A 9,264-nucleotide genomic window follows, 5' to 3' on the forward strand; every position below is an offset into this window, starting at 1 on the left:
GTCCCGGCGGGCGGCTCAGTTCCCGGCCCGCAGCGCCGCGGCGTAGTGGCAGGCGGCCCGGGACTCCGCCGAGGCGGGCAGCACCGGCGGCGACTGGGACACGCACGCCCCGTCCACCCCCGCCCCGGCGGCCTTCCCCCCGGCCAGGGCCGGGCAGCGCGGGTGGAAGCGGCAGCCGTCCGGGATCCGGGTCGGGTCCGGCGGCTCGCCGCCCAGGACCACCGGGGACGGCGAGTCCGGCAGCACCGACAGCAGGGCCTGCGTGTAGGGGTGCGACGGGGCGCTCAGCACCTGCTCGACGGGGCCGGACTCGACGATCCTGCCGAGGTACATCACCGCGACGCGGTCGGCGATGTTCCAGGCCAGGCCGAGGTCGTGGGTGACCACCAGCGCCGACAGGCCCAGCTCGTCGCGGAGCCGGAGCAGCAGGGCGAGGATCTCGCCGCGGACCGAGGCGTCCAGGGACGCCACCGGCTCGTCGGCGACCAGCACGCGGGGGTCGAGCGCGAGCGCCCCGGCGATGACGACGCGCTGCCGCTGCCCGCCGGACAGCTCGTGCGGGTAGGCGCCGGCGAACCGCTCCGGCGGGCGGAGCCCGGCCCGCGCGAGCGCGGCGGCGACCCGCTCGGCCTCTCCGAGCAGGCCGTGGATGCGCGGCCCCTCGGCCACCGCCTCGTAGACGGTGTGGCGGGGGTTGAGCGAGCCGGTCGGGTCCTGCGGCACGAGCTGGACCTCGCGCCGGTAGGCCTTGAGCGCCCGGGTGGTGTAGGCCAGCGGCGCCCCGCCGTACAGGACGGTGCCGGAGGCGGGCCGCTCCAGGCCGAGCAGGGTGCGCGCCAGCGTCGTCTTGCCGCAGCCGGACTCGCCGACCAGCGCGACGATCTCGCCCTCGCCGACGGTGAGGTTCACCCCGTCGACCGCGCGGGCCCGCCGCCCGCGCGCGGCGAACTCCACGTGGAGGTCGCGGGCCTCGATCAGTGGCGCCGGCGTCATGCGTTCTCCCTCACCGCTCCGGTCCCCCCGCTCTCCCCTGCCTGTCCCGCCTCCCCGGTGTCCGCGGCCTCCGGCCCGGCGTGCACGCAGGCGGCGCTCCAGCCCGCCGCCACCGGCCGCGGCCCCACGTCCCGCTCCGCGCAGGACGGCAGGGCCGCCGGGCAGCGGGGGTGGAAGGCGCAGCCGGGCGGCAGGCGCGCCGGATCGGGCGGGTCGCCGCCCAGGCCCCGGGGGGCCCGGCGCGAGGCGGGGTCGCCGACCGTGGGGAAGGCCTCGGCCAGCGCCCGGGCGTAGGGGTGCCGCGCGCCGGTGAAGACCTCGCGCGCCGGGCCCGACTCGACCACCCGCCCGGCGTACATCACCGCCAGGCGGTCGCACGTCGAGGCCAGGACCGACAGGTCGTGCGAGATCATGATCAGGCTGATGCGGTGCTCGGCGATGAGCGAGCGGATCAGCGCGAGCACCTGCGCCTGGACCATCACGTCCAGGGCCGTCGTCGGCTCGTCGGCGACGACCAGCTTCGGGGAGCAGGCCAGCGCCATGGCGATCATCACCCGCTGCCGCTGCCCGCCGGACAGCTCGTGCGGGTGGCTGCGGGCCCGCCAGGCCGGCAGGCCGACCTGCTCCAGCAGCTCGGCGGTCCTGCGGCGGGCCTGCGCGGGCGTCGCCAGGCCGTGGACCAGCAGCGGCTCGGCGATCTGGTCGCCGATCCTGCGCACCGGGTTGAGGGCGTGCTGGGCGCCCTGGAAGACGACCGAGGCCGACGCCCAGCGCACCGCGCGCAGCCGTCCCCAGCTCATCCGGAGCACGTCCTCGCCGTCCAGCAGGATCTCGCCGGTCACCCGGGCGCTCCTGGGCAGCAGCCGGAGCAGGGCCATGGCCAGCGACGACTTGCCCGACCCGGACTCCCCCGCCAGGCCGAGTGCCTCGCCGGCGGCCAGGTCCAGCGAGACCCCCCGCACGGCGGGCACGTCCCCCGCGGCGCCCCGGTAGGCGACCGCCACGTCGCGCAGTTCCAGCAGTGTCACGAGACCCCTCGCAGACGTGGGTTGAGCACGGCCTCCAGCGCCCGGCCGCAGGAGGTGAACGCCAGGACGACCGCGACGATGCACAGGCCCGGCGGCAGGACGTACCACCACGCGCCGGAGGTGACCGCCCCCCAGTCGTAGGAGGCGCGCAGCATGCCGCCCCACGACACCTGCCCCGAGTCGGCGCCGAGGAAGGCCAGCGTGGACTCGGTGACGATGGCGCTCGCCACGGTGAGGGTGGTGTTGGCCAGCACGAGCGGCGCCACGCCGGGCAGCACGTGCCGGGTCATGATGTGCCGGTGCCCGGCGCCGAGCACCCGGGAGCGCTCGATGTACGGCCGGGCCTCCACGGCGAGCGTCTGGGCCCGGATCAGCCGGGCCGTCGACGCCCAGGAGGTCACCCCGATGGCCAGGACGATCGTGGGGGTGCCGCCGCCGAGGATGGCAGCCAGCACCAGGGCGAGCACCAGCGAGGGCAGCACCAGGAACCAGTCGGTGATCCGCATCAGCACCGCCGAGGTCCAGCCCCGGAAGTGGCCGGCGGCGACCCCGACGACCGTGCCGATCACCATGCTGAGCAGCGCCGACAGGAAGCCGATGAGCAGGGAGACCCGCGAGCCCCACAGCGTCATCAGCAGCACGGAGCGGCCCGACTCGTCGGTGCCGAGCGGGAAGTCCCAGCTGGGCGGCGCCATCTTCTCCCCCGTCGCCCGGGTGACGTCCAGTCCCGACGGGTCGGTGACCAGCGGTGCGAGCAGGGCGAGCAGCACGGCGGCGAGCAGGACCGCGGCGCCGTACAGGCCGGGGCGCTGCGCGCGGTACGCGCGCGCGAAGCGGGCGAGCGCCGCGCGGCGGCGGGCCCGGGCCGGGTCGCGGGGCGGTCCGGCGCCGGGGACGCCGGGTGGCGGTCCGGCGGCCCCGGGCGGCCCGGGGACGCGGGAGGGCCCGGGGTCCCGGGGGACTCCGGGGGTGTCCGTCCGGTCGCTCATGCCGACCTCACCCGGGGATCGAGGACGTGGTAGAGCACGTCCGCCAGCGTGTTCATGACGATCACCGCCACGCACAGGACCATGAACGTCCCCTGCATCACGGCGAAGTCCGGGCCCTTGATCGCCTCGTAGAACAGCAGGCCGAGGCCGGGCCACGAGTAGACGGTCTCGGTCGTCACCGCGCCCTGCACCACCAGGCCGATGTGCAGGAAGACCAGCGTCACCGTGGGCAGCAGGGCGTTGGGCACGGCGTGGCGGCGCCGTACCTGGGCGTCGCGCAGGCCCTTGGCCCGGGCGGTGGTCACGTAGTCCTGGCCGATCTCCTCCAGCAGCGAGGAGCGCATGACCACGAGGTACTGGGCGTAGACCACGGCGACCAGGGTCAGGCAGGGCAGCACCAGGTGGTGGGCGACGTGCAGCGCGTACAGCGGCCCGTCGGGCGCGTCGACGTCCTCCATGCCCCGGGTGGGGAAGAACCCGGGGATCGGCCCGACGCCCGCGGCGAAGACCATCAGCAGCAGCAGGCCGAGCCAGAAGGTCGGCACCGACCACAGGGTGAGCGAGACGCCGGTGGAGAAGCGGTCCAGCCGCCCCCCGTGGTTCCAGGCGGCCCGGGTGCCCTGCCACAGTCCCAGGGTGACCGCGACCGCCAGCCCCGTGCCGACCAGCAGCAGGGTCGGGCCGAGCCGCTCGGCGATGAGCTCGGCCACCGGGCGGCGGTACTCGTAGGAGGTGCCGAGGTCGCCGCGCAGCGCCCTGGCCACGAAGTCCAGGAACTGCTCGGGCAGCGGCCGGTCCAGCCCCATCTGGCGGCGGAGCAGGGCCAGCTGCTCCGGGCTGACCGGCACGTCGCGGGTGTAGGCGACGGTGGGGTCGCCGGGGATCAGGCGGAACAGGAAGAACGTCGCGACGACCACCATCGCGACGCTCAGCAGCGCGCCGCCGAGCTTGGCCAGCGCGTAGCGGAGCAGGCCCCGCCCGGCGCCGGTGCGCTCCGGGCCGCCCGCCGCAGGACCGGCGGCGGGCCCGCCGTCCTGGACGCCGCCGTGGACGCCGCCGTGGACGCCGCCGGGGGCGGCCCCGAGGGGAGCGGTCATCCGCCGCTCACTCGCGCTCGTCGGCGGTGGCGCGCCGCCGCCGGGCCAGCAGGAACCCTCCCGCGCCGAGCAGCACCGCGGCGCCCGCCGCGATCCCGGCCACCGCGGCCGTGCTCATCCCGCCGGACCCCGCGCCGGCCGGGGCGGCCGCCGCGCGGAGCGTGTAGACCGGCCAGTAGCTGCTGCCGCCGTACAGGATGCCCCGGTCCTCCGGGATCGGGGTGATCGAGGCGATCCGGTCCTTCCGGTAGGCCTCCAGGTTGTTCGGGTAGTACAACGCGATGACCGGGGCGTCGGTGTAGAGCTTCTCCTGCATCCGCTTGACGATCTCGACCCGCTCGGCCCGGTCGAGCTCGCTCAGCTGCTCCTGGTAGAGCTTCTCGAACTCCTCGTCGCAGTAGAACGACTCGGTGCCGCCGCCCTCGCCGCTCGCCGTGGGCCTGCGGCTGCACAGGTGGGTGGCGAAGACCTCCTCCGGGTCCGGGTTGACCGACCAGCCGCTGATCGCGATGTCGTACAGGGCGGTGCTCCCGGTCTCCTCGGTGAACTTGTTGGAGTCGAGCCTGCGCGTGGTGAGCGCGATGCCGATCTCCTTGAGCCACCCGGTGAGGAACTGGGCGAGCTTGTCCTCGGCCGGAGCGTCGGTGTGGATGCTGAAGCGCATCTCCAGCCTCCGCTTCCCGTCCGGCATCGTGCGGACGCCGTCGGCGCCCTTGCGGTAGCCGGCCTCGTCCAGGATCCGGTTGGCCTCGGCCGGGTCGTAGGAGACCGCCGCGTCCCCCTCGGCCCGCCAGAAGAACTCCTTGTACATGGGCGGCACGATGGAGCCGTCGGCCGGCACGGCCAGGCCGTTCTGGACCTGCTCGGCGAGGGTCTTCTTGTCGATCGCGTGGTGGATGGCCCGGCGCACCCGCACGTCCTTCAGGGCCGGGTGCCCGTCGCCGATGGGCTCGCCGCCGGCGGTGGCGGCGCCGGGGTTCAGCTGCAGGTAGACCGCGCGGCGGCCGGAGGTGTTCCACCGCACGATGGCCGGGTCGCCGGCCAGCGCCTCGAACTGCGCGCCGTCCATCCGGCCGATCCAGTCGATGTCGCCCTTCCGCAGCCCGACGTTGGCCGCCTCGGGGTTCTCGTAGAAGACCACGTGCAGCTCGTCGACGGCGGGGGCACCGCGCCAGTAGGACGGGTTGGCCTTCAGCTTCACGTAGGCGTTCTTGACGTGCTCGACCGCGATGTACGGCCCGCTGGCGACGGCCGGGTACTGCTCCGCCTCGTGGGCGCCGATGTCACCGACCTTCTCCCACACGTGCCTGGGCAGGATCGGCACCGGCAGCTCCAGCATCGATGCCTGCGGCTTCTTCGTCCTGATCACCAGGGTGCGGTCGTCGGCGGCCGCCACGCTCTCGAAGTTCTCCACGGCCGGGCCGTTCGCCGTCTTGGCCGCGTCGTCCGTCATGATCTTGTTGAGGGTCCACGCGGCGTCGCGGGCGGTCAGCGGCGTGCCGTCGGACCACCGGGTGTCCCGGATCTTGAAGGTCCAGGTCAGCCCGTCGTCCGAGGTCTCCCACGACTCGGCCAGGTCCGGGGCGGGCCGGAGCGTCTTGGAGTCGGGGACGGTCAGGTAGCCGTACATCCACCGGTGGATCTGGGTCGAGACGACCCGGACCGCCAGGAAGGGGTTCATGGAGTCGATGGCCTGCGTCGCGCCCAGCCGGACGATCCGCCTGCCCGCCTCCGGCTCCCGCGCGGCCTGGGCCTGTGCCGCCGGGAGCGCCGCCATCGCCAGTGCCAGGCCCAGCGCCGCCAGACGGGCGCCCAATCGGGTCATGTCGACCTCACCTCCGAACCGGTGCCTGCTGTAGACGACGGCACACCCTGACAGGAGCCCGTGTCAACGAGTTGCGTAAAATTGTTTCACTCTTGTTTCATTGCACGGCATTATTTTTCAGAGAGTCCGGTCGCGATGTGACCGACCAGTCGGTATGGACGCGGCGGCGGCCGTACGGCATGCTTACCGAACATGAGTCTGTTCTCGGTGCAAGGCAAGAAGGTCGTGGTCACGGGAGGGTCCCGGGGCATCGGCCGGATGATCGCGGCAGGTTTCGCAGAGGCGGGCGCCACGGTCTACATCTCCTCCCGCAAGGCCGCCGAGGTCGAGAAGACCGCGGCCGAGCTCGGCTGCGTCGCCGTACCGGCCGACCTGTCCACCGAGGACGGCGTCGCCGCGCTCGCGGAGGCGGTCTCCGCCCGCGAGGACCGGCTGGACGTGCTGGTCAACAACGCCGGCGCCACCTGGGGCGCGCCGCTGGAGGAGTATCCCGGGCACGCCTTCGACAAGCTCTGGGGCGTCAACGTCAAGGGCGTGTTCTACCTGACCCAGCGCTTCCTGCCGCTGCTGCGCGCCGCCGCCTCCCCCGAGGACCCGGCCCGCGTCATCAACGTCGGCTCGGTCGACGGCATCCGGGTGCCCGCCCTGGAGACCTACGCCTACTCCACCACCAAGGCGGCCGTGCACATGCTCACCCGCCACCTGGCCCACCGCCTCGTCCGCGACTCGATCACGGTCAACGCCATCGCGCCCGGCCCCTTCGAGTCCAAGATGATGGCCTTCGCCCTCGACGACCCCGAGATGCGCCGGGCGGTCGCCTCCAGCGTGCCGATGGGCCGGATCGGCACCCCCGAGGACGTGGCCGGCACCGCGATCTACCTGGCCTCGCGGGCCGGCGCCTACCTCACCGGCGCCGTCATCCCCGTCGACGGCGGCATGACCACCCACGGCTGACCCCCGTCCCGGCCGGTACGGCGGGCGCCCCGGGGCACCCGCCGTACCGCGGCTCCCGTGATCGACGGCCCCCTGACCGCCACCGCGCCGGTCCGGGGGCGGCCCCTGGTGACCCGCGCGACATCAAGGGCGTCGCGAGGACCGGCGCCCACACCCTCGATCCGTTCGAACGGCATCCCCGGCGGATCCGCCCTACCCCGCCCGGGGCGCGTTCCGCGGGCGGCGCCGGTCGATGGCCTGGATCCACTTGGCCGCGACGGCGGCCACCTGCACCAGCTCGGCGCGGAGCGCGCCGGGATCGTCCTCGGCGAGCGCCTCCAGCACCTCCTCCACCAGGATGTGCCGCCAGGTCAGCGTGCCGTCCGCGGCCGCCGCGGCCGTCTCGCCCTTGGCCCGTTCCGCGGCGGCCGCGCCCTGCGGGCCCGTGCCGTCGGGGACGTCCTGGATCCCCCACCGGGCGTCCTGCGCGGCCCGCTCCGCCCCGATCTCGCCGAGCACCCGGGCCAGCGAGCCCGGCATGCCGAAGTCCCCGTCCGCCGCCGTCCGGGCCCGTGCCGCCACCTCGCCCACCGTCTCGTCCACCGTCCCGCCTGCCGTCTCGTCCGCCGCCCTGTCCGTCGTCTCGTCCACGCCGAGGCACGCTACCGTCCCCGCCCGGTCGGCCCTGACCGAGCAGCCCGCCCCCGGCGGCGCGGTCCGCCTGGCGGTCACCGCCCCCGGCGGCCTGGACCCGCACGAGCAGCCCCGGGTCGCCGGGCTCCCCTGCGCCCTGCGCGCCGCGGGGGTGACCCCGCTCGCCGTCGCCCTCCCCCGGTGACCGGCCGGGCCGCCCGGTGACCGGTGGTACGGCGTGCGCCCGGCGCACGCCGTACCACCGCGCCCCCACCCGCCCGCGGGGCCGCGGGCGGGCGCGCCGGCCGTCAGGAGGCGTGCTCCAGCACCGCCCGCGCCAGGTTCTCCGCGGCGCCGGGGGCGTAGCGCAGGAACAGGTACGGCTCGGTGAGCTCGACCTCGATGAGGGCCGGGGCTCCGTCCGCGAGCCGGACGAGGTCCACACGGGCGTAGAGCAGGCCGGGGAATCCGGCCAGCACCCGCTCGGCGAGGGCCAGCTGGTCGGGGGCGGGGGTGCGCAGGTCCGCCCGGGCGTTGTCCGCGTCAGGCGCGGCGCTGCCCCCGGCCAGCATGGGGTTGCGCCGTACGGCGTGGCTGAACCGGCCGCCGAAGTAGAGCAGCGAGGTCTCCCCCTCGGTCTCGACCATGTCGAGGTAGGGCTGGACCATCGCCGTCCGGCCTCCGGCCGCCAGCCGGGCCGCGTGCTCGCGCGCCTTGTCCCGGTCGGCGGTGCGGATCGTGTCGCGGGCGCCCGCCGAGACCGCGGGCTTGACCACGTACTCGGCGAGGTCGGGCAGGTCCGCGCTCTCGCCCGGCGCGACCCACCGGGTGGGGATGATCGGCACCGGCAGGTCCCGCAGGTAGGTCTTGTCGGTGTTGCGCTCCAGCACCGCCGCCGGGTTGGCCAGCCGGGTCACGGACTCGACCCGGCGCGCCCAGGCGAGGAACTCCTCGCGCCGGTCCACGTAGTCCCAGGCCGAGCGGACCACCACGAGGTCGAAGGCGGACCAGTCGGCCTCCGGGTCGTCCCAGCGCACCGCCCGCCCCGAGATCCCGGCCTCGGCCCAGGCGGCGAGGGCGGTCTCCTTCTCGTCGTCCAGCCCTTCCGGGTCCGCGTAGGTCACGTACGCCACGGACATGCTCACAGGAACGCCCCCATGTCAGGATCGAAAGACTGGAAGGGACATTACACAAGCCGCTGAGCCGGAGACCATACCTTTCCAGCCACCCGACTTTACGAAGTATGTCCGAATTTATCCGGCGGGGGGAGGCTCGGGGCGCAGGGCCGGAGACCGGATCCGGGCGTCAGGCCGGGACGGCTCCGGCGAGCAGCTCGGCCGCGGCCTGACCGCAGACCCGAGCGGAGCCGTGGGTGGCGAGGTGGACCGCGCCGAGGTCGGAGCGGCCGGGGAAGCCCATCTCCACCACGACGGCGTCCGGACGGGCCGCCAGGAGGTGCTCCAGGGCGTCCGCCTGCCACCGGTGGCGGTGCGCGTCGCGGACCACGGCGACCAGCGGGCGGCCCGCCGCCGCCGCCAGGACGGCCTCGATCGCTCCCCCGGTGGCCGCCCCCGCGTGCAGGCGGGTGACGGTGGTGCCGGGCAGGAGCGCCCCGAGCGGCTCGCCGATCCCCCAGGGCGTTCCCCGGCCGACGGCGGTGTTCGTCTCCGGGGCCAGCTCGACCACGTGCGGCGGGGCCGCCAGGGGGAGCACCGCGCGGGACGAGCGGCGGGTCAGGCGCAGGGCCCGCCGGGCCGCGGCCAGTC

The 9,264-nt window shown here is 75.0% G+C and carries 9 protein-coding genes and 1 pseudogene; 2 read left to right on the forward strand and 8 right to left on the reverse strand.

The genetic code is table 11. The annotated features are described in order from the left end of the window. Positions 1-15: 15 nt before the first annotated feature. The 5 genes from ABD823_RS30630 to ABD823_RS30650 are packed head-to-tail and all read right to left on the reverse strand — an operon-like array spanning position 16 to position 5,932. Complete coding sequence (locus ABD823_RS30630; protein WP_344865688.1) at positions 16-993, reverse strand: ABC transporter ATP-binding protein; 978 nt, start codon at positions 991-993, stop codon at positions 16-18. Then, positions 990-2,021, reverse strand: a complete 1,032-nt coding sequence (locus ABD823_RS30635; RefSeq protein WP_344865690.1) for an ABC transporter ATP-binding protein — start codon at positions 2,019-2,021, stop codon at positions 990-992. Before ABD823_RS30635 ends, ABD823_RS30630 begins: the two co-directional genes overlap by 4 nt. After that, positions 2,018-3,010, reverse strand: coding sequence for an ABC transporter permease (locus ABD823_RS30640; protein ID WP_344865692.1), 993 nt, complete (start codon positions 3,008-3,010; stop codon positions 2,018-2,020). Before ABD823_RS30640 ends, ABD823_RS30635 begins: the two co-directional genes overlap by 4 nt. Then, positions 3,007-4,107, reverse strand: coding sequence for an ABC transporter permease (locus ABD823_RS30645; RefSeq protein ID WP_344865694.1), 1,101 nt, complete (start codon positions 4,105-4,107; stop codon positions 3,007-3,009). The genes ABD823_RS30640 and ABD823_RS30645 overlap by 4 nt, the downstream gene beginning before the upstream one ends. Before the next feature lie 7 nt (positions 4,108-4,114). After that, positions 4,115-5,932: an ABC transporter substrate-binding protein gene (locus ABD823_RS30650; RefSeq protein ID WP_344865696.1), complete on the reverse strand. Its 1,818-nt coding sequence runs from the start codon at positions 5,930-5,932 to the stop codon at positions 4,115-4,117. 192 nt (positions 5,933-6,124) lie between these two features. Here ABD823_RS30650 and ABD823_RS30655 point away from each other — a divergent pair, with 192 nt between their 5' ends. Next, positions 6,125-6,886 (forward strand): SDR family oxidoreductase, encoded by a 762-nt coding sequence (locus tag ABD823_RS30655; RefSeq protein ID WP_344865698.1) that lies wholly within the window; start codon positions 6,125-6,127, stop codon positions 6,884-6,886. A gap of 192 nt (positions 6,887-7,078) precedes the next feature. On the opposite strand, the gene ABD823_RS30660 is transcribed toward ABD823_RS30655, so the two are convergent. Continuing rightward, positions 7,079-7,405 (reverse strand): hypothetical protein, encoded by a 327-nt coding sequence (locus ABD823_RS30660; protein WP_344865700.1) that lies wholly within the window; start codon positions 7,403-7,405, stop codon positions 7,079-7,081. Between ABD823_RS30660 and ABD823_RS30665 the strand changes: the two genes are divergently transcribed. Further along, on the forward strand, positions 7,404-7,703 hold the full coding sequence (locus ABD823_RS30665) for a hypothetical protein (RefSeq protein WP_344865702.1): 300 nt from the start codon (positions 7,404-7,406) through the stop codon (positions 7,701-7,703). The two genes, ABD823_RS30660 and ABD823_RS30665, sit on opposite strands and share 2 nt — an antisense overlap. Positions 7,704-7,806: 103 nt before the next feature. Here ABD823_RS30665 and ABD823_RS30670 read toward each other — a convergent pair whose 3' ends face one another. Together ABD823_RS30670 and ABD823_RS30675 are read right to left on the reverse strand one after the other, a co-directional pair. Beyond that, positions 7,807-8,637: an ATP-grasp domain-containing protein gene (locus ABD823_RS30670; protein WP_344865704.1), complete on the reverse strand. Its 831-nt coding sequence runs from the start codon at positions 8,635-8,637 to the stop codon at positions 7,807-7,809. A gap of 166 nt (positions 8,638-8,803) precedes the next feature. Continuing rightward, positions 8,804-9,264 (reverse strand): annotated as a pseudogene (locus tag ABD823_RS30675) (glycoside hydrolase family 3 protein); the annotation flags it as partial.

The organism is Planomonospora alba, assembly GCF_039534085.1.
In the GTDB taxonomy this organism is placed as follows: Bacteria; Actinomycetota; Actinomycetes; order Streptosporangiales; family Streptosporangiaceae; genus Planomonospora_B; species Planomonospora_B alba.